The 23,805-nt window shown below is 57.6% G+C and carries 25 protein-coding genes; 16 read left to right on the top strand and 9 right to left on the bottom strand.

The genetic code is table 11. The features are described 5' to 3' along the window. The first annotated feature begins 3 nt into the window (after window positions 1-3). The 9 genes from ispF (at window position 4) to lpxL (ending at window position 8,510) form a co-directional block, all read left to right on the top strand. Window positions 4-492: a 2-C-methyl-D-erythritol 2,4-cyclodiphosphate synthase gene (gene ispF / locus LMS44_RS16805; RefSeq protein WP_022522354.1), complete on the top strand. Its 489-nt coding sequence runs from the start codon at window positions 4-6 to the stop codon at window positions 490-492. Beyond that, the gene (gene truD / locus LMS44_RS16800) at window positions 485-1,516 is read left to right on the top strand and encodes a tRNA pseudouridine(13) synthase TruD (protein WP_498945786.1); all 1,032 of its coding nucleotides are present in this window, start codon (window positions 485-487) and stop codon (window positions 1,514-1,516) included. Before ispF ends, truD begins: the two co-directional genes overlap by 8 nt. 169 nt (window positions 1,517-1,685) lie before the next feature. Next, window positions 1,686-2,432 carry a 5'/3'-nucleotidase SurE gene (gene surE / locus LMS44_RS16795; protein ID WP_022522356.1) on the top strand — a complete coding sequence of 249 codons (747 nt, stop codon included), beginning with the start codon at window positions 1,686-1,688 and terminating at the stop codon, window positions 2,430-2,432. Further along, entirely contained in the window at window positions 2,419-3,096 is a 678-nt protein-coding gene (locus tag LMS44_RS16790) for a class I SAM-dependent methyltransferase (protein WP_498945784.1), read from the top strand. Before surE ends, LMS44_RS16790 begins: the two co-directional genes overlap by 14 nt. Beyond that, window positions 3,093-4,052: a DUF368 domain-containing protein gene (locus LMS44_RS16785; RefSeq protein WP_498945782.1), complete on the top strand. Its 960-nt coding sequence runs from the start codon at window positions 3,093-3,095 to the stop codon at window positions 4,050-4,052. Before LMS44_RS16790 ends, LMS44_RS16785 begins: the two co-directional genes overlap by 4 nt. Before the next feature lie 6 nt (window positions 4,053-4,058). After that, window positions 4,059-5,126, top strand: a complete 1,068-nt coding sequence (locus LMS44_RS16780) for a M23 peptidase family protein (protein WP_498945780.1) — start codon at window positions 4,059-4,061, stop codon at window positions 5,124-5,126. Window positions 5,127-5,278: 152 nt separating this feature from the next. Next, window positions 5,279-6,250 (top strand): RNA polymerase sigma factor RpoS, encoded by a 972-nt coding sequence (gene rpoS / locus LMS44_RS16775; RefSeq protein WP_088698869.1) that lies wholly within the window; start codon window positions 5,279-5,281, stop codon window positions 6,248-6,250. Window positions 6,251-6,482: 232 nt separating this feature from the next. After that, window positions 6,483-7,583, top strand: a complete 1,101-nt coding sequence (alr, locus tag LMS44_RS16770; protein ID WP_022522361.1) for an alanine racemase — start codon at window positions 6,483-6,485, stop codon at window positions 7,581-7,583. A 12-nt stretch (window positions 7,584-7,595) separates the two neighbouring features. Further along, a complete protein-coding gene (gene lpxL / locus LMS44_RS16765; RefSeq protein ID WP_022522362.1) occupies window positions 7,596-8,510 on the top strand; it encodes an LpxL/LpxP family Kdo(2)-lipid IV(A) lauroyl/palmitoleoyl acyltransferase in 915 nt (304 codons plus the stop codon). Window positions 8,511-9,607: 1,097 nt separating this feature from the next. Here the strand turns inward: lpxL and speD are convergent. From speD to LMS44_RS16740, 5 genes are all read right to left on the bottom strand, one after another. After that, complete coding sequence (gene speD / locus LMS44_RS16760) at window positions 9,608-10,402, bottom strand: adenosylmethionine decarboxylase (RefSeq protein ID WP_022522363.1); 795 nt, start codon at window positions 10,400-10,402, stop codon at window positions 9,608-9,610. Then, on the bottom strand, window positions 10,399-10,827 hold the full coding sequence (locus LMS44_RS16755; RefSeq protein ID WP_022522364.1) for an OsmC family protein: 429 nt from the start codon (window positions 10,825-10,827) through the stop codon (window positions 10,399-10,401). The genes speD and LMS44_RS16755 overlap by 4 nt, the downstream gene beginning before the upstream one ends. Window positions 10,828-10,898: 71 nt before the next feature. After that, a complete protein-coding gene (locus LMS44_RS16750) occupies window positions 10,899-11,321 on the bottom strand; it encodes a gamma-glutamylcyclotransferase family protein (RefSeq protein WP_190374749.1) in 423 nt (140 codons plus the stop codon). Between the two features lie 3 nt (window positions 11,322-11,324). Beyond that, window positions 11,325-11,993 carry an N-acetylmuramate alpha-1-phosphate uridylyltransferase MurU gene (gene murU / locus LMS44_RS16745; protein WP_141440747.1) on the bottom strand — a complete coding sequence of 223 codons (669 nt, stop codon included), beginning with the start codon at window positions 11,991-11,993 and terminating at the stop codon, window positions 11,325-11,327. Next, on the bottom strand, window positions 11,990-13,000 hold the full coding sequence (locus LMS44_RS16740) for an aminoglycoside phosphotransferase family protein (RefSeq protein WP_022522367.1): 1,011 nt from the start codon (window positions 12,998-13,000) through the stop codon (window positions 11,990-11,992). Before LMS44_RS16740 ends, murU begins: the two co-directional genes overlap by 4 nt. 70 nt (window positions 13,001-13,070) lie before the next feature. Here LMS44_RS16740 and LMS44_RS16735 point away from each other — a divergent pair, with 70 nt between their 5' ends. The 5 genes from LMS44_RS16735 (at window position 13,071) to apaG (ending at window position 19,056) form a co-directional block, all read left to right on the top strand. After that, window positions 13,071-15,521: an LPS-assembly protein LptD gene (locus LMS44_RS16735; RefSeq protein ID WP_278371487.1), complete on the top strand. Its 2,451-nt coding sequence runs from the start codon at window positions 13,071-13,073 to the stop codon at window positions 15,519-15,521. Between the two features lie 48 nt (window positions 15,522-15,569). After that, window positions 15,570-16,595, top strand: coding sequence for a peptidylprolyl isomerase (locus tag LMS44_RS16730; RefSeq protein WP_498945775.1), 1,026 nt, complete (start codon window positions 15,570-15,572; stop codon window positions 16,593-16,595). Next, window positions 16,595-17,662 carry a 4-hydroxythreonine-4-phosphate dehydrogenase PdxA gene (pdxA, locus tag LMS44_RS16725; RefSeq protein WP_498945773.1) on the top strand — a complete coding sequence of 356 codons (1,068 nt, stop codon included), beginning with the start codon at window positions 16,595-16,597 and terminating at the stop codon, window positions 17,660-17,662. Before LMS44_RS16730 ends, pdxA begins: the two co-directional genes overlap by 1 nt. Before the next feature lie 192 nt (window positions 17,663-17,854). Beyond that, entirely contained in the window at window positions 17,855-18,682 is an 828-nt protein-coding gene (rsmA, locus tag LMS44_RS16720; RefSeq protein ID WP_498945771.1) for a ribosomal RNA small subunit methyltransferase A, read from the top strand. Then, window positions 18,679-19,056, top strand: a complete 378-nt coding sequence (apaG, locus tag LMS44_RS16715; RefSeq protein WP_022522372.1) for a Co2+/Mg2+ efflux facilitator ApaG/CorD — start codon at window positions 18,679-18,681, stop codon at window positions 19,054-19,056. The genes rsmA and apaG overlap by 4 nt, the downstream gene beginning before the upstream one ends. On the opposite strand, the gene LMS44_RS16710 is transcribed toward apaG, so the two are convergent. Both LMS44_RS16710 and LMS44_RS16705 read right to left on the bottom strand, forming a co-directional pair. Then, on the bottom strand, window positions 19,053-20,501 hold the full coding sequence (locus LMS44_RS16710; RefSeq protein WP_498945769.1) for a GMC family oxidoreductase: 1,449 nt from the start codon (window positions 20,499-20,501) through the stop codon (window positions 19,053-19,055). The two genes, apaG and LMS44_RS16710, sit on opposite strands and share 4 nt — an antisense overlap. After that, on the bottom strand, window positions 20,501-20,680 hold the full coding sequence (locus tag LMS44_RS16705; RefSeq protein ID WP_081742558.1) for a hypothetical protein: 180 nt from the start codon (window positions 20,678-20,680) through the stop codon (window positions 20,501-20,503). Before LMS44_RS16705 ends, LMS44_RS16710 begins: the two co-directional genes overlap by 1 nt. A gap of 219 nt (window positions 20,681-20,899) precedes the next feature. On the opposite strand from LMS44_RS16705, the gene LMS44_RS16700 reads away from it, so the two are divergent. Together LMS44_RS16700 and LMS44_RS16695 are read left to right on the top strand one after the other, a co-directional pair. Beyond that, window positions 20,900-21,721 (top strand): symmetrical bis(5'-nucleosyl)-tetraphosphatase, encoded by an 822-nt coding sequence (locus LMS44_RS16700; RefSeq protein ID WP_286902837.1) that lies wholly within the window; start codon window positions 20,900-20,902, stop codon window positions 21,719-21,721. After that, window positions 21,718-22,875: a tRNA nucleotidyltransferase/poly(A) polymerase-related protein gene (locus LMS44_RS16695; RefSeq protein ID WP_052475663.1), complete on the top strand. Its 1,158-nt coding sequence runs from the start codon at window positions 21,718-21,720 to the stop codon at window positions 22,873-22,875. The genes LMS44_RS16700 and LMS44_RS16695 overlap by 4 nt, the downstream gene beginning before the upstream one ends. A gap of 1 nt (window position 22,876) precedes the next feature. Here the strand turns inward: LMS44_RS16695 and folK are convergent, their stop codons facing one another. Both folK and folB read right to left on the bottom strand, forming a co-directional pair. After that, window positions 22,877-23,425, bottom strand: a complete 549-nt coding sequence (gene folK, locus LMS44_RS16690) for a 2-amino-4-hydroxy-6-hydroxymethyldihydropteridine diphosphokinase (RefSeq protein WP_009287322.1) — start codon at window positions 23,423-23,425, stop codon at window positions 22,877-22,879. Then, on the bottom strand, window positions 23,422-23,802 hold the full coding sequence (gene folB, locus LMS44_RS16685) for a dihydroneopterin aldolase (protein WP_022522378.1): 381 nt from the start codon (window positions 23,800-23,802) through the stop codon (window positions 23,422-23,424). Before folB ends, folK begins: the two co-directional genes overlap by 4 nt. Window positions 23,803-23,805: the final 3 nt, after the last annotated feature.

Genomic DNA, 23,805 nt, shown 5'->3' with positions numbered 1-23,805 from the left:
ATAATGCGTATCGGCCACGGATTCGATGTACACCGCTTCGGCCCCGGCGATCATTTGATGATCGGCGGCGTTAAGCTGCCGTTTGAACACGGCTTTGTGGCCCACTCCGACGGCGATGTGCTGCTTCACGCGATTAGTGATGCACTGTTGGGCGCCTGTGCGCTGGGCGATATTGGCCGCCACTTCCCCGATACTGACCCGGCGTGGGCGGGGGCTGATAGTCGCGAGCTGCTGCGTCATGTAGTCACGCTGACTCAAGGTCAAGGCTATGGGGTGGTCAATATCGACGCCACGCTAATGGCTCAAGCACCTAAAATGGCACCGCATATCGAGGCAATGCGAGAAGTCATTGCTGCCGATCTAGGCGTCGCGCTTGGTCAAGTCAACGTTAAAGCCACCACCACCGAACGATTAGGTTTCACCGGGCGCGGTGAAGGTATCGCCGCGGAGGCGGTGGTACTGCTTAACCGTGCTGAGGCGCTTAATGATTAATATGCCTGAGTGGCAGCGCTGTCTCGATGCTCAATTTGGCTCTCCCAAACCGGGCCAGTACCGTGCCCAGCCGGAAGATTTTTGGGTCGATGAGCAGCTGGATTTCAGCCCTGAAGCACACGGGGAACATTTGTGGCTGCGAGTTGAAAAGCGCAATCAAACCACGTTAGATGTCGTCAATACATTAAGTCGGCTTTGTGGCGTAACGCCCCGTGATATTGGTTACTCCGGCATGAAAGACCGCATTGCCGTCACGCGCCAGTGGCTGAGCGTGCATCTGCCCGGCCGCGACGCGCCCACGGAGCTTGAGCAGTCGCTTAATGCGCTGGGGATCACTGTCGTTGAGCAGGCGCGCCACCCACGTAAGCTGAAGCGTGGCGTTCACCGCACTAACCGTTTTGTATTGCGCCTTAGCGGTGAGGCCATTGAAAGCGAAGATTTTGTCAGCCGCTGGGAAGCCCTTTGTCAGCATGGCGTGCCTAACTATTTTGGCCCCCAGCGCTTTGGGCCCGAAGGACGTAATCTTCAGCGTGCCGAAGCATTACTTAACCGAGGTTGGCGAAAACGCGACGATCGCCAGGGTATGATGCTCTCCACTGCGCGCAGTTTTTTGTTTAACGAACTGCTCAGCGCGCGCATTGCGGATGGCACCTGGTCGCAGCCGCTGGCGGGAGACACGTTGATTCTGGACGGCACCCAAAGTGTGTTTCGTATCGACGCCTCCGACCATACGCTTCAGGCCCGCGCCGCTGAACTGGATGTGCATCCCACTGGGGTGCTTTGGGGCGTTGGTGAAGCTGACCAGGGCGACGCCGCTGGCTATGAAGCCCGTTTGCTGGAGCACTACCCTGGGCTATGCAGTGGCTTACAACGCAGCGGAGTAAAGCAGGCACGCCGTGCACTTCGTATGCGGCTGCTGGAACCCCAGTATGCTTGGGAGTCAGGTGCTGTCCGGCTTTCGTTTTCGCTGCCGCGGGGCAGCTTTGCCACCGCTGTGCTGGGTGAGCTGATGTTAGCGAACTGATTTAGCTATTAGATTTGAGATTAGCATACAGAAAAGTTAGTAAAAGAGAGGGACATGAGCGGCCGCGTTTCGTGCATATGCTTTTGCGCTCACGTCTCTTGTGGCTATCACTCTTGGCTTACGACTCTTGTGCTTATAACTTTTGTGGTTAAGAACAGGGAGACCCACTATGCGGCGACTGCTGCTTTCCAATGATGATGGTGTGTACGCGCCCGGACTGCGTGCGCTGCACGATGCGCTGTTGGCCCATGCCAATATTCGCGTAGTGGCGCCTGATCGAGACCGCAGTGGTGCTAGCAACTCGCTTACTCTGTCACGGCCTCTCTCGTTGACGCCTCTGGATAACGGCTTTTATAGCGTCGATGGTACTCCCGCGGACTGCGTTTATTTGGGCGTTCACGGCGTATGGGATGAAAAACCCGATTTAGTCATCTCCGGCATCAATCACGGCAGTAATCTGGGCGATGACGTGCTCTATTCAGGCACTGTCGCGGCGGCGATGGAGGGGCGTAATTTAGGTATGACGGCGATTGCCATGTCGCTGTGTGGCGAGCGTCATTTCGCCACCGCTGCCAGGGTCGCTGCCACCTTGATTGGTGCTGCTGATCAGCTCTCTCTGCCGCCGAGAACGCTGCTGAATGTCAATGTGCCCGATGTGCCCTGGGAGGAGGTTAAAGGCGTAAAAGTGACTCGCTTAGGCTATCGTGGGCCAGCCGAGAAACCGTTAGCGGTAAAAGACCCGCGGGGGCGTACGCGCTACTGGATTGCGCCGGTAGCGGCCAATGCCGATGACGGTGATGATACCGATTTTGCTGCCGTCGAGGCGGGCTATGTGTCGATTACTCCCTTACAAACAGACCTAACGCGGCACCCCGCGCTTAACGATGTGCAGGAATGGTTGGATGTTTTTGCCTGATATCTCTCCAGGAGAGCTGCGCGGTCGCGGCATGACCTCCCAGCGTACTCGTGACCGCATGGTCGAGCGCCTCATGCAGCAGGGCATCAGCGATGCCCGGGTGCTGGAAGTCATGGCCAGAGAGCCGCGTCATCTATTTGTTGATGAAGCGCTGGCCCATCGCGCTTACGAAGATACCGCGCTACCGATTGGCTTTAGCCAAACGCTGTCGCAGCCGTTCATCGTGGCGCGCATGACGGAGCTTGTGTTGCGCGCCGAGCCGCGCAGGGTATTGGAACTGGGGACAGGGTCTGGCTATCAGACGTTAATACTGTCGCGCTTGGTCGAAGGGCTCTACTCCATTGAGCGCATCAGTGCGCTACACGAGCGTGCGGCGGAGAGGTTAAGACGGCTAGCAGCACCTGTCAGACTGGCGGTGGCGGACGGCGGCTATGGTTGGCCAGACGTTGCGCCGTTTGACGTTATTTTGCTAACCGCCTGTGCCCAGACGCTACCCACACCGCTACTAGAGCAATTGAGCCACGACGGGGTGCTGATTGCTCCGTTGGAAGAGCCCGATGGCAACCAGTGGCTTACTCAGGTAAAGCGCATTGGCAGTGCCTTTGAAAAACGTCGGCTTGAGCCCGTGCGTTTTGTACCCTTACTGCAAGGAGTAGTGGATTGAAGCGGCAACCCTTGGGAATATTTTTACGAGGCGCAGGGATGGGCGCCGCCGACGCAGTGCCTGGCGTGTCGGGAGGAACGATTGCATTTATTAGCGGTATCTATGAAGAGCTGATCAATACGATCAAACAGTTTGGCCCCGGTGCCATCGGCGCTTGGCACCGCGGTGGCTGGCGGGCTCTTAGCAACCATTTGAATCTCGCCTTTCTGGTGCCGCTATTGGCGGGGGTTGCGGTTAGCCTGTTTAGCGTAGCGCATTTAGCGCTCTGGTTGATGGAAGCGCACCCGTTGCTGCTGGATGGCTTCTTTTTTGGCCTGGTGGCAGCCTCTGCTCTGGTGGTCGGGCAGGCGAGTAGCGGCTGGAAGCTTTGGTATCTATTGCCGCTACTGGTGGGGCTAGTGCTCGCCCAGGCGTTACCGGGCATGATGCCGCTGGTGTTATTAATTGGTAATGAAGCGCTGGTAGTCATGGTGGCAGGCTGCATCGCGATTAGCGCCATGCTGTTACCGGGCGTGTCAGGTAGCTTTCTATTGCTGACTATGGGCCTCTACGGCACCATTATGGGTGCAATTCGCAGTTTGGATCTGGGCATTATTGTGTTGTTTGGCATGGGCTGTATGGTGGGCTTAGCGCTGTTTTCACGACTTCTGTCCTGGCTGTTACGGCGTCACCATACCCCAACGATGCAACTGCTATTGGGGTTTATTGCCGGTTCGCTGCCGGTTCTCTGGCCATGGCGCGAGCTGTTACGCTACCAAATCGGGCCAGAAGGGCAAATGATTCCTCTGGAGTACCGCTATTTATTGCCCGCTGACTATGCCGTATTGACCGGCGCTTCGGCACAAGTGGCCGGTGTTGTTGCGCTAATGGCCGTGGGTGCCCTCATTGTCGTGTTACTCAACCGACATGCAGATCGTCGGCCAATCGATACCCAGCTTGGCGCTGAAAAGGAGTAGGTTTGAATGCGTAAAGGTCATATACCTAAAGTACTCATGATGTCGGCGCTGGCATTAGCCATTGCTGGCTGTGCCAGCCAGCAAGGCGGAAGCCCCCAGGTGCGCGATTTAAGCCAAGCACGCCAGGCGGTGGAAAACTCGCCCCAGTACACGGTGAAAGCGGGTGATACTCTGTATGGCATTGCTTGGCAGCACAATTTGGATTATCGCCAGCTCGCGGCAATCAATAACATTGATCCGCCCTACCAAATTCGGCCAGGGCAAACGATTGCCCTGCGTGAAGGCGCTGGGTCGGCATCAACGGCCAGTAACCAGCCCACGACGAATACCTCAAGTGGCGCCGTGGCGACCGGGTTGAGCCCGCAGACGGCTTCCGTAGCGAGTGATGACCAGGAGTTGGATTGGTTGCTGCCCGATGAATCCGCGATTCAGCGTAATCAGCGCCTCACGGCAGAACGCAATGCCGCAGAGCAAGAAGCTGATGAACTGTCCTCAACACCTCAGCCTGAAGTGGTCGCGGCGGCTGATCCTGAGCCCGCCGAGCAGCCTGAACCTCAGCCATCATCAGAACCCGAACAAACTGAGCCCGAACAAGCGCCGGCACCGGAGCCCGAAGCTGAACCCGAACCACAGCCTGAAGCCGCTCCTGCCACACAAAGTGCCAGCGTAGACCGCTCATCGCGTACCTATACGCCCGCCGAAACCATTGCTTGGCAGTGGCCTGCAGATGGCAATGTGGTTGGTGCATTTGGACAGGGTGATAGCATCACTGCCGGGATTGATATCGCCGGTGAAAAGGGGCAACCTGTTAAAGCGGCAGGCCCCGGCATCGTGGTCTATGCGGGCAGCGGCGTCAGGGGTTACGGCAACCTCATCCTTCTCAAGCACAACGATCAATTCCTAAGTGCGTATGCCCATAACGACAGCTTGCGGGTCAAGGAAAATGACGTGGTCGAGGCCGGTGAGGTCATTGCCACAATGGGGGATAGCGATGCAGAAAACGTCAGATTACACTTTGAGGTTCGCCGTGACGGGCAGCCGCAAGATCCCATGGACTTTCTGCCCTCCCGCTAAGGCACCCACCGGGAGAGTGAGCCGTCAGCATTTAACATGGACGTTGCCCGAATCGCTGCATTCGAGCGTCACATAACAATATGGTGTGCGTCCTAGAGCGCACCCCTTTGACTTTCTAAATGGCGGGTAGGCGACAAACGAGGGGTAAAGCCATGAGTATGTTGGAGAAAGATCTACAGGAGGTTGACCTGGATGCTGCTGAGGAGGCGCTTGATGATACTGATGATGTCACGGTAGAAGAAGACGCTTTCGAGAAAGCACTAGGGCGCGAGGATCGTCAATCGACCCAAAGCTTGGATGCGACGCAAATCTACCTCAACGAAATCGGCTTTTCGCCACTGCTAACACCAGAAGAAGAAGTTTACTACGGCCGCCTGGCGCGTAAGGGTGACCCTCTAGGGCGCTCGCGGATGATTGAGTCCAACCTGCGGCTTGTGGTGAAGATTGCCCGCCGCTACCTTAACCGTGGCTTGACGCTGCTGGATTTGATCGAAGAGGGCAATTTGGGCCTGATTCGTGCTGTGGAGAAGTTTGACCCGGAGCGTGGCTTCCGTTTCTCGACCTACGCCACTTGGTGGATTCGTCAGACCATCGAGCGGGCGCTAATGAATCAGACGCGGACGATACGCCTGCCCATTCATGTGGTCAAAGAGCTCAATATTTACCTGCGGGCGGCGCGGGAATTAACCCAGAAGTTCGACCACGAAGCCACTGCCGAAGAGATCGCCGATCACCTTGATAAACCGGTTGATGTGGTCAAAAAGATGCTTGGCCTTAATGAGCGAGTGTCGTCGGTCGATTACCCCATGGGGGGCGAGAGCGATAAGCCGCTGATCGATACGCTGGCGGACGATGAAGTTCAGGGCCCTGAAGCACGCTTGGTGGATGGTGACGTCAAGGAGCATGTGGATTTGTGGTTAGACGAGCTGAGCGAAAAACAGCGCGAGGTAGTGGTGCGCCGTTTTGGCTTGCGAGGCCACGAGTCGGCCACCCTGGAAGAAGTGGGCGCTGAAATTGGCTTAACCCGTGAGCGGGTGCGCCAGATCCAGGTCGAAGCGCTCAAGAAACTACGCCGTGCATTGGAAAAACAGGGCCTTTCTTTAGAGGCGCTGTTTGAAACCTGAGTGACGAACAGGTCTGGAAAATGACGGCTGGTTAAACCGCCTAGTATCCGGGCGAAGGGGAGGTTGAAGCGAGGGTCTTTTGTCATGGATGACAAAAGTAGCGCCCAGGGAAGGGTTCACAGCGCCCTCGCGGAAACCTCCCCTGAGCACCGATGCTACCTACTATAATCCTGGCTTAGCTAGGCACCTATTTGATGTTTTTCCTCTATAAACTTTGTAAGTGAGTCACCTCATGCGCCCCCTTGTGGCCGATATTGATCTGGACGCGCTGCGTCACAACTATCAATTGGCGTGCCGCTGCGCGCCGCAAAGCCGCTCAGTGGCAGTTATCAAAGCCGATGGGTATGGGCATGGCGCGCTGGCCTGCGCTCAGGCGCTGGAAGGCCAGGCTCCCGCGTTTGCCGTTGCCTGTATCGAAGAGGCGCTTACCCTGCGCCAGGGCGGCATTACCCAACCCATCATCCTGTTGGAAGGTATCTTCAGCGCCGACGAGCTGGAGCTGGTGGATTCCCACGGCTTCTGGATTGCGGTACACAGCCAATGGCAGGTTGATGCTTTGTTAGCCGCTTCACCTAAAAAGCCAATTCCTGTCTGGTTGAAAGTTGACTCCGGCATGCACCGCCTGGGCTTTGCCATCGACGAGGCCGCCGCTATCTGGCGTCAGCTAAGTGCCGCGCCAAGCGTGGCCTCGCTCCACCTTATGAGTCATTTTGCCAGCGCCGATTCCCGCGATAACCGCTATTTCAACCAGCAAATGACCCGGCTGCAAGGTCTTGCTAGCGAGCTAGAAGCGCCGCTGTGCCTGGCCAACTCACCGGCTACCCTGGCGTGGCCGGTGGCCCATGGTGACTGGAACCGGCCAGGTGTGATGCTCTACGGCAGCGACCCCTTGGAAGTTGCCAACGAAATCACTCAGCAACTGCAGCCGGTGATGACCCTACGCTCGGAAATAATTGCCCTGAGGGAGCTGGAAGAGGGCGAGCCCGTGGGCTATAGCGGGCGCTGGCGCGCACCGCGGCGTTCACGCATTGCCGTGGTCGCCTGCGGCTACGGTGATGGCTATGACCGTCATGCCCGCGATGGCACGCCGGTACTGGTCAACGGCCAGCGCTGTGCGATTGCCGGAAAAGTCTCCATGGATATGTTGACCGTTGATGTGACGGACGTACCCGACGCCGCGATTGGCAGCGACGTTGTATTGTGGGGCAGGGCCAGCAACGGCGAGGTGCTGTCGGTGGATGAAGTGGCCCGCTACTGCGATACCATCAGCTATACGCTGCTAACAGGGGTACTGCCTCGGGCGCCGCGGCGTTATCATGGGCGTTCTGCTTAAACGGTTGTTTGCATGTCGAAATCACGTTACCCGCGCTCATTCGCCCACCCGCGTTACTGGCCCACATGGCTGGCTATTGGTGCCATGTATATCGCTGCCTGGTTGCCTTGGCGACTAAAAATGGCCATTGGCAAAGGGCTTGGACTGCTCGCCTGGCGCTTTGCCAAACGGCGGCGCCATATTACCGCAACCAATATAGCGCTCTGTTTTCCCGAAAAGAGTCCCCAGCAACAGTATCAGCTCGTTAAAGATACCTTTATTGCCAATGGCATTGGTCTGATTGAAACCGCAACCGGCTGGTGTCGCGATGGCGAAAGCCTACGCCACCGGGTCGCTTACATCGGCGAAGAGCATATGGCCCGCGCCGAGGCCCGGCGTAAAGGCGTGATCATTGTGGGGGTTCACTTCTCTTCCCTCGATTTAGGGGGTGCCCTGCACGCGCTGTTTTTCTCTGCCGATGCGGTCTATCGACCGCATAATAACCCGCTGTTTGAGCGTTTTATGACCCGCGCCCGCGGGCGCAATTTTGGTGTTGCCCTCGACCGTTATGACTTGCGTGGCGCGGTGCGTCAGCTCAAGGATGGACGTATGGTGTGGTACTCACCGGATCAGGATTTTGGCCGCGATGTGAGCGTATTTGCGCCGCTATTTGGTCAGCAGGCCGCGACTATTCGCTTAACGGCCAAGCTTGCGCGTATGACCGGCGCGTCAGTGGTGCCGATGATGTTTCACCGCAACCCGGATAACGCCACCTATACCATTGAAAGCCTGCCTGCCCTGGAAGGTTTTCCCAGCGGCGATGAAGTTGCCGATGCCACACGAATCAACCAGTTTATTGAACTGGCCATTCGCAAGCATCCCGAGCAGTACCTCTGGCTACACCGACGTTTTAAGACTCGCCCTGAAGGCGAGCCAAGCGTTTATTAAACGGCGATAGCTCTTCCTGTCATCGCGAGCGAAGCGCGGCGATCTCGACTTGAGTGCCCACCGTAGGTAGAGATTGCTTCGTCGCAGGCTCCTCGCAATGACAGATAAGCCAGGCTCCTAATGCCCTTCCTGTCATCGCGAGCGAAGCGCGGCGATCTCGACTTGAGTGCCCACCGTAGGTAGAGATTGCTTCGTCGCAGGCTCCTCGCAATGACAGATAAGCCAGGCTCCTAATGCCCTTCCTGTCATCGCGAGCGAAGCGCGGCGATCTCGACTTGAGTGCCCACCGTAGGTAGAGATTGCTTCGTCGCAGGCTCCTCGCAATGACAGATAAGCCAGGCTCCTAATGCCCTTCCTGTCATCGCGAGCGAAGCGCGGCGATCTCGACTTGAGTGCCCACCGTAGGTAGAGATTGCTTCGTCGCAGGCTCCTCGCAATGACAGATAAGCCAGGCTCCTAATGCCCTTCCTGTCATCGCGAGCGAAGCGCGGCGATCTCGACTTGAGTGCCCACCGTAGGTAGAGATTGCTTCGTCGCAGGCTCCTCGCAATGACAGATAAGCCAGGCTCCTAATGCCCTTCCTGTCATCGCGAGCGAAGCGCGGCGATCTCGGCTTGAGTGCCCACCGTAGGTAGAGATTGCTTCGTCGCAGGCTCCTCGCAATGACAGATAAGCCAGGCTCCTAATGCCCTTCCTGTCATCGCGAGCGAAGCGCGGCGATCTCGACTTGAGTGCCACCGCGGGTAGAGATTGCTTCGTCGCAGGCTCCTCGCAATGACATATAAGCCAGGCTCCTAATGCCCTTCCTGTCATCGCGAGCGAAGCGCGGCGATCTCGGCTTGAGTGCCCACCGTGGGTAGAGATTGCTTCGTCGCAGGCTCCTCGCAATGACACATAAGTCAGGCTCCTAATGCCCTTCCTGTCATCGCGAGCGAAGCGCGGCGATCTCGGCTTGAGTGCCCACCGTAGGTAGAGATTGCTTCGTCGCAGGCTCCTCGCAATGACATATAAGCTAGTATATTTAGTTGATATGAAAAAAAGCCAGCGTTCGCTGGCTTTTTGGTGTTCTGGTGCTGCGTTGAGTCCAGTTTGGGGGCTTAATCCAGATTGCGGGAGTAGAAAATTTCCAGCATCTCTTTACGCAAACGGCCCTCGATATCCCGGGCTTCTTCAAAGGTAATATCGCGACGCGACGTGCCGAACAGGTAGTTATCCAGTTCGAAGTCTTTGAGCAGCATCTTGGTGTGGAACATGTTCTCCTGATACACGTTGACGTCCATCATCTGATACGCATTCTTGGTGTCTTCAGCGAGGTAGTCTTGAATGGAAGTAATACCGTGATCGATAAACAGTTTTTTGCCATCCACATCGCGAGTAAAGCCACGCACCCGGTAATCCATGGTGACGATATCGGAGTCGAAGCTGTGGATCAGGTAGTTCAGCGCTTTTAATGGGCTGATATGACCACAGGTGGAGACATCAATATCCAGGCGGAAGGTGCTAATACCGTTGTCGGGGTGCGACTCGGGGTAGCTGTGCACCGTCACGTGGCTTTTATCCAGGTGGCCAACCACCGTCTCCGGTAGCGGGCCGGGACCTGGCTCAATTTGCTCAGGCGCCGCCTCATCAAGCTCATGTTCGGCAATCAAAATCGTCACGCTCGCGCCGTGGGGCTCGTAGTCCTGGCGGGCGATATTGAGCACATGGGCGCCGATGATATTGGTGACGTCTTTAAGAATCTGCGTCAAACGTTCGGCGTTATACAGCTCATCGATATAGTCGATGTAAGCCGCCGTCTGCTCTTCGGTTTTGGCATAACAGATATCGTAAATGTTGAAGCTCAGCGAGCTGGTCAGGTTGTTAAACCCGTGGAGTCGGAGATTGTCTGTCACGTCCGAGCCTCCTCCATAATCTCAAAGGAATGGGTGATCTCAACGCCGCCGTTAACGAGCATGATCGAGGCACTGCAGTATTTTTCAGCGGAGAGCTCAACCGCGCGGGCCACCTGCTTCTCTTTCAGCGCGCGACCGGTCACCACGAAATGGACGTGGATCTTGGTAAAAACGGCGGGCACTTCATCGGCGCGTTCGGCGTCTAGCTCAGCAACGCAGTCGGTCACATTGGCACGCGCTTTATCAAGAATATTCAAGATATCAAAAGCGGTGCAGCTGCCCATGCCCATTAGCAGCATTTCCATTGGGCGAGGCCCTGTGTTGCGACCACCGTGGTCGGGCGGGCCGTCGATCACAACGCTGTGCCCGCTACCGGATTCCGCCACGAATTGGCGGCCTTCTGTCCATTTTACCCGTGCTTTCACGTTGCTCTCCTCATCTAGGCGACGAAAGGTAAGTCGCGCAGCATAACATTTCTTGGCCTGCGCGCCTCTTCTCAGCGCCGCTGTTGAACATTGCTAATGTTCGGCATGCGCCAGCCACTCTCATAAATAGCTGTTTTACCTGTCACACTCGGATTGTAAAGATACACCCAGGCGAGACCAAAACAGGTGGTTATCTGCTGGCGGTCATACTCACCCTCTGACGGCGCATCGATGCGGTAGTCCTCTAGCCAGTCTAGCTGGGCCAGATGGTCAATACTGATCTGATAGACTTCAATCGTCACCCCTTTTGACAGCTGCCATTTGGCACCGGGGTAGGGGCCAATATCGTAAAGCGTGAGCGCTTTAGTAACGTCGCTCCCGAGCAGAGTGGCTCCGTTTAGCCAGTGGGCATTGTTGAAACCTTGCTTGAGCGTGCCGTAGACCGCTACCCGTGGAGTGTTGGCGATTGCCTCACGTAAGTGGTGCGGATGCATAGGCTAACCCCTTTCGCTCTGTAGCTGGCGTTCCAGCGCCGCCAGTCGTTCAGGGGTTCCAACGTCGACCCAATGCCCCTTATAGTGCTCGCCGCTTACCTGGTTGTTATCGATAGCAGTTCTCAGCAGTGGCGCCAAGGCAAAAGCGCCCTGGGGGTGCCCGGCGAGCAGCCCAGGGTGAATCACGCTGATACCTGAGTAGGTCAAACGCTCAGTGCTGGTTTGATTCACGCGCCCTCCTGCTAGTCCAAAATCCCCACTGGCGTGATGAGAAGGGTTTTCCACCAGCATCAGGTGAGCCAGATCATTGCCTTGCAGCGCGTGCTGGGTGGGGAGCGCTGCGCACCAAACATCGCCGTTAATCAACAGAAACGGCGCCTCGCCAAGCATCGGCAGCGCTTGCTGAATACCGCCTCCGGTTTCCAACGGTTCGGTTTCGCGACTCCAGTGAATGTGCAGTCCATAGGCGTCACCATCGCCGAGCGCTGCGATAATCTGCTCTGCACGGTAGCTGACATTGATGACGACCTCATGAATACCTGCCTGGCGAAGACGAGCCAGGTGGTGCACGATTAGCGGCTTGCCCGCCACGGGCAGCAGCGGCTTGGGGCAGTGGTCGGTGAGCGGACGCATTCGCTTGCCTAGGCCTGCGGCTAAAATCATCGCTTTCATGACGGTATTTCCGCTAGTCGTTTCATAATGGCAGGTCTTAAGGTGAGTTGGAGCCACTCAGCGAACTCAGCCTGTTCGGTCAGAAACGAAAAGCTATCTTCCAGATGATCCAGAAAGTGGGGTAAGCGCTCGAGATAGCCACTTTTTTGATCGCGCAGGGTTAAGCGGCAGAAAATCCCCAGCACTTTTAGTGAGCGCTGGGCAGCCATCGCGTGGCACTGGAGCAGAAAAGTGGCAAAATCGACACTGCTGGGCAGTCGACCATCATGGCGGGCCTGGTGATAAAAAGCCTCGACAAAGCCAGCGAACTGCTCATTGCTAAAGCGGCAGTATCGCCCCCGTAACAGCGAGATCACATCGTAGCTGAGCGGGCCAGCCACGGCGTCCTGAAAGTCGATCATAAACAGACGCTGATCGTGCAGCATCAGGTTCATGGCATCAAAATCACGGTGCACAGTCACTACCGGCTGCGCTAAGGCATGCTGGATAAGCTGTTCACGAACAACGTGCCAGCTCTCTGGCGATGGCAGCGTTAACCAAGCGCTGAGACACCACTCGGGAAACAGGTCGAGTTCGCGGCCCAACAACGCCGTATCATACACGGGCAGCGAGTCAGGGCCTGCGCGATTTTGCAGCTCGGCGATCAGCGTGAGAGCCTGCTGATGGTAAGCCTGTATGCTAGCGTCGTCGCTAAACAAACACTGTAGGGGGGTGTTACCCAAGTCTTCAAGCAGCAGAAAGCCGTCCGCCAGGTTGGTGGCGTGCACCTTGGGTACCGGCAGTCCGGCGCTTCGCCAGCGCTTGGCAATGGTTACAAACGGCTGGGAGTCCTCTTGCTCAGGCGGGGCATCCATGACCACCTGGGTGGTGCCGTCGGGTAGTGTTAGGCGAAAATAGCGCCGAAAACTCGCATCGCCCACGGCGGATGAAAGCGAAATATCGGTCTCAGAGAGACCGTTTTGTTGGGCGGCCCACATGGTGAGGGCGTTAATCCGATATGAGGACATGCAAGCTCCTTGCTGGTCGGGCATCATGCGGGCTGTATAATACCGATTCTGGATGCCAAGGATAACGAACATGGGCAAGCGATTTTCGCGCACGTTGCCGGTTGCGCATACGCTGATGGGCAGTTTGCTTGCTGGCGCCTCGTTTACAGCGGTGGCTCAGGGTCAAACCATGTCCGCTGAAGCGTTGGATTGGCAACCCTGGGGGGAAGAGGAAGCGGCTAACCAACTGTGCCGGGGCCGCTATGTAATGCCCAGCTACCGCTTGCCAGCGGAAGATAACCCGGAAACCGTCTCGTTGGAGGCCCGGGAAGTCGATTACGCTGCCGATGGCGAAGCATTGCTACGCGGCGATGTGGTACTGCGCCGCGGCAATGAAGAAGTGGAAGCGGAGCGTATCTTTTTACCCGCTGACCGTCAGCAGGTCGACGCAGAAGGTAATATCGCCATCCGCGATGGGCGCGCTTTGGTGCGTGGCGAACAGGCGATGCTCCGGCTAAACGAAGATCGGGCCACCCTGGGTGACAGCCACTATGTGCTCTACGAGCAGCATCTGCGCGGTCAGGCTAGTCAGCTAGAGCAGACTGGGGAGGGCGAGTACCGCCTGCAAGACGCAAGCTTCACCACCTGTGATCCAGGCGCCAATAGCTGGCAACTGGTCAGCAGCGATATTCGTTTGAACCAAGCCGAAGGCTTTGGCACAGCGCGTCATGCGCGCCTGGAAGTGAAAGATGTGCCGGTATTTTACTGGCCATGGCTGCGCTTTCCCATCGACGATCGCCGCCATACAGGCTTGCTGTCTCCGTCGATTGGCTTTTCAACGGACGGTTTTGACTACGCCCAGCCGTTTTATTGGAATATTGCCGCAAACCACGATGCGACGATCACGCCGCGCTGGATGAGTGACCGCGGGCTGTTGATGAACGGTGAATACCGCTACCTGTTTGAGGAGAGCTCGGGCATCGTTGAAGGCGGCTATTTAAACAGTGATAACGGTGGCTCTGGCGGCGGAGAAAATCGCTTTGAGGGTGATGATCGCTGGTATGTGGATGCCCGCCATGCGGGGCGGGTAAATGAGCGCAGTAATTATCGGCTGCGCTACGGGGCCGCCAGCGACGGTCGCTATTTCGATGACTTCGGCGGTGAGTTTGGCGAGAGCGAGCGCGCCAGTATGGAGCGTTTGGCCCAGGTCGATTACCGCGGCCAGCGCTGGCAGTTGGATGCCCGCGCCCAGGGTTTCCAGCGCTTGGAAGACCCGCTTAGCGATAGCGATAAACCTTTTTATCAACTGCCGAGCCTGAGCGCGAATGCCAACTGGCAGTTCGACAACGGGCTATATACCCAGTGGCGATCAAACGCGACCTATTTTTGGCGCGACGTGGATGAGCGCCGCGTGCCGGAGCGCGAAGCGGCCACCGGTAGCCGTTTGCACCTAATGCCTGCGGTTGGCTGGCGTTTCGAGCGCCCTTGGGGCTATCTGGAGCCGCGTACCGAGCTATGGAACACTGCTTACGAGCTGGATTACGGCGAGCGCGACACACAGCGTAGCGACTCACCCAGCCGCAGTGTTGCGCTGACCTCCATCGACAGTGGGCTCGTCTTTGAGCGTGAACTCGCCCTGGGGGGGCGGGACTACCGCCAAACCCTGGAGCCACGTCTTAACTACGCTTATGTGCCGCGTACCGATCAGAGCGAACTGCCTGACTTTGACAGTCGCGAACGCGCTTTCTCCTGGGATCAGCTTTGGTCAGCCCAGCGCTTTTCCGGCACTGACCGCGTTGGCGATCTCAACCGGCTTTCTTACGGCGTGCAGTCACGCTTATTGGAAGATGCCTCCGGTCGTGACCGGCTCTCGTTCGGGGTAGGTCAGAGCGTTTACTTTGATGACCGCCGTATCGATAGCGAGGGCGACGCCGATACGCTGCCGGATCGGCCGGAAGACAACCCAAGCGTCAATCCGGAAAGCCGCTATCAGGCTACGCGGGATCGTTCGCCTTTGGTCACCCGCCTTGACTGGCAGATTAATGATCGCTGGAGCAGCGGAGCAGAATGGCTCTACGATGACCACCGGGAACGCACCGAACGATCAAGTGTTGATGTTAGTTACCGGCATCCCGAAGGGCACGTAGTGAACCTTGGCTACCGTTGGGAGATCGAAGGGTTCGATCCAGGCGTATTGCCGGGCGATAACGGCTTTCGCGACTATGACCGCGAAGAGTGGGATCTCTCATTTGCCTGGAAAGCCAGCACCAACATTGATTTGATTGGCCGCTACCTGCACGATCAAACCAATGAACGCTCACTGGAGCAATTGGCAGGCGTGCAGTGGAACAACTGCTGTTACGGTCTGCAGTTGGTGTGGCGCGAATGGGTAGATGACAATGACACCGCACCCATTAATGATGACTTTAATGATCGCGGGCTATTTTTACGCTTCGTATTCCGTGGCTTAGGCGGCGTTGGCCAGGATGCGGATAGCTATTTTGAACAGACCATTCCTGGCTATCGTCCGACTGCTCTGTAAATGACTTCCATCGAATGGCTAATGAAGCTAATTAAAGAGACGTTTGTTATGAAAATGAGAAAGCCCCTGCTAGGCCGTATGAAACAGCTCTCTGCGGGTAGCCTGCTCGCTCTGTGTGTAGGTGCAGGCCTTGCGCTGGCCCCGCTTGCACTGCAGGCGCAAAACTTCCAATCCACCCAGCGCCAGGCGTTAGACAGTGTGGTGGCGGTGGTTAACAACAATGTGATTATGCGCAGCGAGCTTAATGACCGTATGGCGCAAATTGAGCAGCAGGCGCAAGCCCAGGGCGGCAACCTTCCGCCGCGCTCCCAGTTGGAGCGGCAGGTGCTTGAGCGCATGGTAATGGAAGAGATTCAACTGCAGATGGCGAAAGATGCCAATTTGAGCATTGATGACACCGAGCTAAACAGACAGGTTCGCTCGATTGCTGAATCCAACGGCATGACGCTGGATGAGTTTGCCGATGCCGTGGAAGCCGACGGCATGACGCTGGCCAGCGTGCGTGAAGACATTCGCCGCGAAATGTTGATGCGCCAAGTGCAGCAGCGTCAAATCAGTAACCGCGTATCGGTCAGTGACCGTGACGTCGAGCGCTTTCTAAATCAGCAGCCCGGACAGTCCAGCGAGCAGAACTTTATTGAAGAGGCGCGTGCCCGCCACGTGCTGATTGCCCTGACCCCTAATCGCGATGAAAACCAGGCCCGCGCACGCGCGGAAGAGGTGCGTCAGCGTTTGGCGCAGGGCGAGGATTTTGCCTCAGTAGCCCGTGAGATGAGTGACGACAGCGGAACGGCCCTCAATGGCGGCGAACTGGGCTGGGTGCGCCCAGGGCAGACCGTTCCCGCCTTTGAAGAGGCGATGCGTGGGCTGGACGTTAACCAGATATCCCAGCCGGTACGTTCTCAGTTTGGCTATCACGTGATTGAAGTAGAGGAGCGTCGTCGTCAAAACGTTACCCAAGAGAGCCAGCGCGAGCAGGTGCGTCAAGCGATCTTCCAGCGTCGCGCTAACGAAGAGTTAGAGACCTGGCAGCAAGAGGTGCGCTCTCAGGCCTTTGTTGATATTCGACTCTAATGGTAGCGATGACTCTACCTTCCGATAGCGAGCTGCCCGTGGTAGTGACCACCGGCGAGCCAGCGGGTATTGGCCCTGAGCTAATGCTGATGCTGGCGGCCCAGGGTAGCCTTCCCGCGCATACAGTGGCGATTGGCGACCCGGATATGCTGCGCCAGCGTGCAGCCGCGCTGAGGCTCAAGGTCACGGTGGTAGAGTGTTCGCCCGGTGAGTACCCAAGTGGCACCCATGGTTTGCCGGTCTGGCCGGTTGCGTTGAACGAACCGGCCACGCCGGGTGTTCTTAATCCGGCCAATGCTGACTATGTGTTGGCGACCTTGGCGCTGGCGGTGGATGCCTGCCAAAAAGGGCAGGCGGCCGCCATGGTGACGGCGCCACTCCATAAAGGCGTGATCATCGACGGCGGCCATCCAAGCTTTACCGGACACACCGAGTGGTTGCGCGATGCTTGCGGTGTCGAGGAGGTGGTGATGATGCTCGCCACCGACATGGCGCTGCATGCGGCGTCACCAAGCTGGCAAGGGGGTGGCGACCTGCGTGTGGCGCTGGTGACCACTCACTTGCCATTGCGCAACGTCGCCGACGCTATCACCTTTGAGCGTGTAACTCGTATCAGCCGCTTGCTGGCGGCCGATTTGCAGCGCCAGTTTGGGATTGCCCAGCCACGCATTGCGGTGTGCGGCTTAAATCCTCATGCTGGTGAAGATGGTCACCTGGGGCGCGAAGAGCTGGATGTGATTATTCCCGCCCTTGATGCGCTACGCGCTGAGGGAGTGGATATCCTTGGCCCGCTGCCTGCCGATACGCTGTTTACACCCAGGCATTTGGCGGGTGTCGATGCAGTGCTGGCGATGTACCACGACCAGGGCTTGGCAGTGTTAAAATACGCTGGCTTTGGTCAGGCCGCTAACATTACTCTGGGCTTGCCATTTGTACGCACTTCGGTCGACCATGGCACCGCACTGGATCTGGCAGGCAAAGGCGTGGCAGGCCCCGGCAGCCTAAACGTCGCTATCACCCTTGCGCGCCGTCTAGCCGCGCAGCGGCTGTCTGCTACTGAAATTTAATCCGGCGCCAGGGTAGGTTGCAGCGAGGGTCTTTTTCCAGGGATGGAAAAAGTAGCGCCCAAGGACGGGTTCACAGCGCCCTCGCGGAAACCTACCCTGGTACTGATGCGAGCAGACAACCCGTTGCAACAGTGCTGGCTGCTACCTACTACCTACTTCCGATTGAATCCGCACTCCAAGGAACACCGTTTGATGTCTACTGTGCCCCAACACCGCGCTCGTAAACGCTTTGGTCAGAATTTTTTACGCGACCTTGGCATTATTTCGCGGATCGTTCGCGCCGTTGGCCCGCGTTCGACGGATCGCCTGGTCGAAATTGGCCCAGGCCAGGGAGCGCTGACCGAGCCGCTGCTGGAAGCCGCGGGGCACTTGGAAGTGATCGAGCTCGACCGCGACCTGATTCCCGGCCTGCGGGTGCAGTTCTTCAACTACCCCGAGTTTGTGATTCATGAAGGCGATGCGCTGAAGTTTGATTTTGCCGCGTTGAAAGGCGATGGGCCCGCGCTGCGCGTGGTGGGCAACTTGCCCTATAACATCTCCACGCCGTTGATCATTCATCTGCTGGCGGCAGGAAGTGCCATAGAAGATATGCACTTTATGCTGCAAAAAGAGGTGGTTGAACGCTTAGCCGCGGAGCCCGGTGGCGCTGATTGGGGGCGTCTGTCGGTGATGGCCCAGTACTACTGCCAGGTCGAACAGCTGTTTATTGTACCGCCCGAAGCCTTTGTGCCACGACCCAAAGTCGACTCCGCCATTGTGCGCTTAACCCCCCATGAAACGCTGCCCCATACGGCGGATGACCCAGCGATGCTGTTTGAGCTGGTGAAGCTCGCCTTTGGTCAGCGGCGCAAAACGCTGCGCAATAACTTCAAAGGGCGGGTGAGTGCAGACACCCTGGAAGATCTGGGCATTGACCCCATCCGCCGTCCGCAAACGTTGACCGTGGCGGAGTACGTGGCGATTGCCAACCGTGTCGCCGCCGATGAGCAGGCAAGCGGTGAGCGGGGCAGCCAAACGTGAGTGGCCTAGCAATCAAAGTGAGCGTCGTCCCTAGCTATCGCGCTGATGAGTCTAACGATGGAGAGTCGCGCTATGTGTTTAGCTACACCGTGACTGTCCACAATCAGAGCCCCCATAGCGTTCAGCTGATGGCGCGCTACTGGAAAATCACCCAGGGCAGCGGCGACTGCCAGGAAGTCCGCGGCAAAGGCGTCGTCGGCCAACAGCCGCTAATTGGCCCCGGCCAGAGTTTTCGTTACACCAGTCGCGCCATTCTGCAAACCCCGGTGGGGGTGATGGAGGGTGCCTATACGCTGTTGGATACCTCTACTCAGCGTGTTTTTGAGGTAGCCATTACTCCTTTTAGGTTAGCCGTACCGCTTCAGCTCCATTAGACAGTTTGGGTTAGCCTGCTCTCCAGGTGATCGCAAAGCCGCAGGGCCAGCTGTACTAGCGTTAACGTCGGGTTGGCGTGCCCGGCGCTGGCAAAAACGCTGGAACCCGCCACATAGAAGTTATCCTGGGCAAACAGTCGGCAGTCGGGGTTAACAATGCCTTCCTCGGCATTAAGACTCATACGCGTGCCGCCCATATGGTGACGGCCAGCCAACTCGCCCTCGGTAGGCAGTTGTACCGGCGTATCGGCCAGCCAGTCAGCCATTTGCAGCCTTCCCACCTCGTGGTCGCGCAGATACTCCCCTAATAGCAGCATGCTCTCGCGGATCGTATGGCGATCCAGCTCGGACTGCTGCCACACCAATCGGCTGCGGGGTACGTCCAGATCATCCAGCTCTTCGCTTAACTCTATGCGATTGTCAAAGCGCGGCTCTTGCTCCCAGGCGGCTCTGAGTACCGCGCCGTGTATCACCCGTCCCTGGGCCTGCCAGACACGCAGTCGTCCCGCCAGCGTGGGGGCCTGATCCGCGAGCTCGTCAATCAGTTCCTGGGTGGCTTCAGCGTTCATGCGGTGCAAGCGCAGCCCACAATTCAGTATTTGGCGTGAGCTGATGGATTGAGCGGTGGGGGAGAGGAACACGTTGTAATCCTCGTCCAGCCCCAGTGCCGCTGGCTCAAAAATTAGCGCCTGACCCACCGTGGCGTGGGGGTGCTCCATCCAGTAATGCCCTAGGGTGTCGGCTTGAGGTATAAGCTGGCCATTTAACTGTTGGTTGCACCACAGCAGCAAGCGCGAGTTTTCGATGCCGCCACAGGCCAGCACAAAGTAGCGCGCCTGAACCTTTCGGTAATCGCCTTGGTAGTTTTTGAAGATAGCGCCGGTGACTTTGCCATTCTGGCTTTCCAGCGCCACCAAGTTGGCCGTTAGGCAGCACTCCAACGTGTTCGATTCGCTTAGCGTGGTGGCATATTTCTCCTTCAGACGCGTCGGGTGGCCCAGTGAGAAATAGATGCGCTTGAGCCCAGAATCCGTGATCGGCTGATCAGCAGGCGTAGGCGCCAAGTCGAGCACGCTGGCCGCGGCGCGGTAGTAGGGCGATAACGCATCCCGGCCAATAGGCCAGGCCGTCTCACTGGCAGCACTTTTGGCGGTAAAGTCATAGCGATCGAGTGGTCGGCAGATGCCACCCCAGTGGTTGGTCGACCCGCCCAAATAGCGCAGGCGAGCGCCATAAAGGGGAATATAAGGGTCGCCGACGACTTCGCCCCGGTAGCACTCCTGGGAGCGTTCGCTGCAGTCCGCATCGCCACCTTCGCAGAGCAGTACGCGGTGGCCCCGCTCCGCCAGGGTAACGGCCATGGAAATGCCCGCCGCACCCGCGCCGATAATGCAGACATCCACTGCATGGCTGTGTTCGCTAATGTCCTCAAAAGCGATATACATCAGCGGTCACTGCTGCGCAGGAGCCAACCATTAACCGTCACCGCAGCGGGCGGTGGGTCAAGCTTGGGAGTGGTGGCTCGTGCGGCTGGAAGAAGCGTTGTGCCGGGGAGTATAAGTGCGCCAAGACCTGCCAGCGTTGCCGCTCGCAATAGCCCGCGTCGAGAGTAATCCATTGTCATAAGCGTACCGTTTTCCTTAACAGTTGTTGCGAGGTGGCTACTCGATTGAGTGGTTAAGCTAGCGAGAAGCTCAAGAGCGCCAAAGCGTACTTTTTATAGTGATCCAGGTTTGTACTTTTCACCAGTGCTAATCATCAACATAAGCCACCAGCGACAGGCATAGGATGTCGGTGAAGTGGTAGTATTTAGCCTACTCATTTTATTAAAAAGGCCTCGTGCATGAGCACCTATGCGATCGGCGATCTGCACGGCTGTCACGCCGAATTTGTAGCCCTTCTTGAAAAGCTTAGCTTCAACCCCGCGCGGGATACGCTATGGCTGGTGGGCGATTTGATTAATCGTGGGCCTGGTTCATTGGAGTGTCTGCGAGAAGTGCGCGCACTGGGTAGCTCGGCACGCAGCGTATTGGGCAACCACGATTTTCATTTGCTGGTCGTAGCGCGCGGGGGCGGCAAGCTGAAAAAAAACGATACCTTGAGCGATATTCTTGGCGCGCCTGATCGCGAAGCGCTGCTGGATTGGCTGCAGAGCCAACCGCTTAGCGTGTTTGAAAACAGTACGTTAATGACCCACGCGGGGCTGCTTCCCCAATGGAGCGTAGCCCAGACCGAATCTTTAGGGCGCGAAGTGCAGATGGCGCTAGGCAGTGAGGCATCCGGTGAGTTTTTAACCCAACTGTTTGGTAACCAGCCGGATAGCTGGCACGATGATTTAGACGGCATGGATCGGCTGCGCCTGACTGTCAATGTGCTGACTCGGATGCGCTTTATTGATGCCCAGGGCCGTTTGGACTTTGCGGCCAAAGAGGGATTGGACAGTGCCCCAGAGGGCTTTCTGCCCTGGTTTCAATACCCGCGTGACGATGACACCCGCCTACTCTTCGGCCACTGGGCGGCGCTGGAGGGGAATACCCCCCAGGCGCGGGTACCCGTTGAGGCGTTGGATACGGGCTGCGTGTGGCGCGGACGTCTAACCGCGCTCAATCTGGACAGCGGCGAGCGAACCAGTGTAGCTAGCCTTCAGCAGGAAAAACGACAGTGAAAGAAACAAACAGTGATCCCCGCTTAGCAGGCTTGAACGTGTATCGGGTAGGCGGCGCCGTGCGCGATGAGTTACTCGGCTGGCCGGTATATGACAATGACTGGGTCGTGGTGGGCACTACGCCAGATGCCATGCGCAAGCGCGGATTTAAGCCCGTGGGGCGCGACTTTCCAGTTTTTCTGCATCCCGAAACCGCTGAGGAATACGCCCTGGCCCGCACCGAACGCAAGTCTGGCCACGGCTATGGCGGGTTTGAAGTGCATGCCAGCCCCGATGTCAGCCTGGAAGAGGATCTATTGCGGCGTGATTTAACCATTAATGCCATTGCCCAGAGTACTGAGGGCGAATTAACCGATCCGTTTAATGGTCAAGGCGATATCGAACGGCGCGTGTTGCGGCATATCTCCGCGGCGTTTAGCGAAGACCCGCTGCGAGTGCTGCGTACCGCACGTTTTCTGGCCCGCTATGCGTCACTGGGCTTCACCATTGCCCCTGAAACCCAGGCACTAATGCGTAAGGTGAGCCACAGCGGCGAACTTGAGCACCTGGCCGCCGAGCGGGTGTGGGTCGAAACGGAAAAAGCGCTGGGTGAGCCAAGCCCAGAGGTCTATTTCACCACCCTTGAACGTTGCGACGCGCTCAACGTCTGGTGGCCAGAATTGGCGGGCGAAGCGTTAGTGAAGGGCTTGGCAGCGATGGCTGAGGTACCTGATAGCGATATGTTCCCATTGGCTCATTGGCGCCATGCGCAGTTGGTATCGCCGCTAAGCGCTGAGCAGCGCGATGCCTTGTCGGAACGACTCAAACTGCCCAATGCCGTTGCCCAATTGGCTCGCCATACCGCGCTTACCTATTCTTTAATAAACCATTCGCTAAAAAACCATGCGCTGCCTTCCGACGCATTAGAGGGCCCCAGCGTGCTACGTTGGCTGGAACGTTTGGATGGTTGGCGTAAGCCTGAGCAGGTCGAGGGACAGCTGGCGTTAGTCAAAGTGTTGGCGCCTGAGCAGGTTGGCCCGCTCGAAAACGCCTGGCAGGCTGCTCGGGAGGTAAGCCCCCAGGCACTGATAGCTGAGGGATATCAAGGCGCAGCGCTGGGCGAGGCCTTGCGAGCGCGCCGCGGGCAGGCCGTGGAGGCGGCGCTAACCAAGTAACTTACCGGCGTGCCGCCGCCAGCAGGGGCTGTTCATCCGCTTGGGAGATCCAGCGGCCGCGCCAGCTGAAATCCACCGCCCAAAGGCGCTGGCTGCCTAGCTCGAAGGCGCTCCATAGCGCGGCATAGGACGTGCCGCAGCGGGGGTGGCACTGATTGGGGAGCAGCTCAGCAAGCGGCTGTAGCACGAACGCATTATGGGTAATTTCGCTACGCGGTAAGGCGATTTCGTCAACCGTGCCGCAAAGGCTGCCCACGGTGAGCAAGTCGATATCCAGCGCGCGGGGGCTAAATTTGGCAAGACCAGGCAGGCGGCCATGCTCTATTTCCAGCTGCTTCCCCCACGCCTGAAGTTCGCCGGGTGTCCAAGCGCTGTGAAACGCCACCACCAGGTTATAGAAATTGCGGCTGTCAGCGAAACCGACCGGCTCGCTTTCAAACACACGGGAGATCTGCAGGGGGCCGAAGGTATCAGCAAGCGCATCCAGGCAGCAGCGAATATGCCGAGTAGGGTGAATATTGCTGCCTAAGCTGACGGTCACCAGGTTCATGCGCTGATCTCCTGGGTTGCCTCCGGCAGGTTGCCGCGGGTGATTTCCAGGCCGACGCTAACGGCGTTGGCAACCGCGCCCGGTTTACGTACCGTTAAGCGCAGCCAAGTGATGGGGAAATCTGTACGCAGGCATTCAGCGAGCCGTTCGGCAAAGGTCTCTACCAGGGCGAACTGATGGGCATCGGCAAACTGCTGAATGCGCTGGCAGATAGCAGCGTAATCCAGGGTAAGGCGCAGATCGTCAGTGGCTGCCGCCGAGCGAATGTCGGTCGCCAACACCAAGTCTAAGCTTAGCGACTGTTGAATCGAGCGCTCCCAGTCGTAGACACCAATCACGGTATCGACGCTTAACGCTTCAATCAAAATGCGATCCATCCA

This window comes from Halomonas profundus (assembly GCF_020865425.1).
GTDB classification, from domain to species: Bacteria; Pseudomonadota; Gammaproteobacteria; order Pseudomonadales; family Halomonadaceae; genus Vreelandella; species Vreelandella titanicae.
Note: the sequence above shows the minus strand (reverse complement) of the source record. Positions and strands in the feature narration are given on the sequence as shown.